Below are 893 nucleotides of genomic sequence, written 5' to 3' on the forward strand. Positions count from 1 at the left end.
AACGTGTTATGCCAGCGTTACATGCTAAGGTTGTCTCTTTTGAGATACGGTGCTATAGTTTAACCAGATTTGATAATTAGAGGTTGCTATGCCAGAGATAGATGCATTGCTTGGGCTTTCATTTTGTCTGTATTTTTTCGACAACAAGCAGCATAAATTGCCTCATATTCATGTCAAATATGGTAGCTATGAGCTAATCATAGCAATTGAAACAGGAGAGTGCTTAGAGGGTTATTTACCAAATAAGCAACGAAAACGAGCAGAAGCTCACATTGAAAGCAATCGAGTAAAATTGATGGCAATGTGGAAACAAGCAGTTGCTGGTATTAATCCGGGTAAATTATAGGTGACGTATGTTGAAAGTAATTGATGTTGATTTGGTAGCTGATTTTACACTTGAGCTTACTTTTAGTGACGGTTATACCGGTGAAGCTAACTTAACTGAGTATTTCCAAAAAGAAGCATTTAGGCATGTGACTAATTTTCAAAAGTTTGCATTAACTGCTGATGGCTCTCTTGATTGGAGTGGTGTTGAATTATCAGCGGCAACGTTAAAAGAAATCACGGTTGGTAGTTATACTGAATCTGATTTAACGCCTTTTGACGTTAAAGAAATGGAAATGGTAATAAAGCAGGCTTCATGGGATTCAATGCAAGAAGGTCGAGCTGACATTTTGCAAGCGGCTATTCGTTCTTATGTTGAACAATTTGGCCACAGTGTTGTAATTGAGCGTGCAGGAATTAAAAGTAGAACGAGTGCTTATCGTTCATTAAAACCTGAAACGACACCAAGTTTTGGTACTTTGGTTCAATTAGGTCATGCAGTTATTGAATTGGCTAAAGATAGAGTTTCTGCTCATTCTTTGAGTCGCATGTAACAAATGCATCAACAC

Annotated in this window: 1 protein-coding gene and 1 pseudogene; both read left to right on the forward strand. The window is 37.7% G+C overall.

All coding sequences use genetic code 11. The features are described from left to right. The first annotated feature begins 88 nt into the window (after positions 1-88). Positions 89-360, forward strand: a pseudogene (locus A6E03_RS03390) (DUF4160 domain-containing protein). Continuing rightward, positions 354-878 carry a DUF2442 domain-containing protein gene (locus A6E03_RS03395; protein WP_054776368.1) on the forward strand — a complete coding sequence of 175 codons (525 nt, stop codon included), beginning with the start codon at positions 354-356 and terminating at the stop codon, positions 876-878. Before A6E03_RS03390 ends, A6E03_RS03395 begins: the two are co-directional and overlap by 7 nt. Positions 879-893 lie beyond the last annotated feature (15 nt).

The organism is Aliivibrio sp. 1S128 (assembly GCF_001691065.1).
In the GTDB taxonomy this organism is placed as follows: Bacteria; Pseudomonadota; Gammaproteobacteria; order Enterobacterales; family Vibrionaceae; genus Aliivibrio.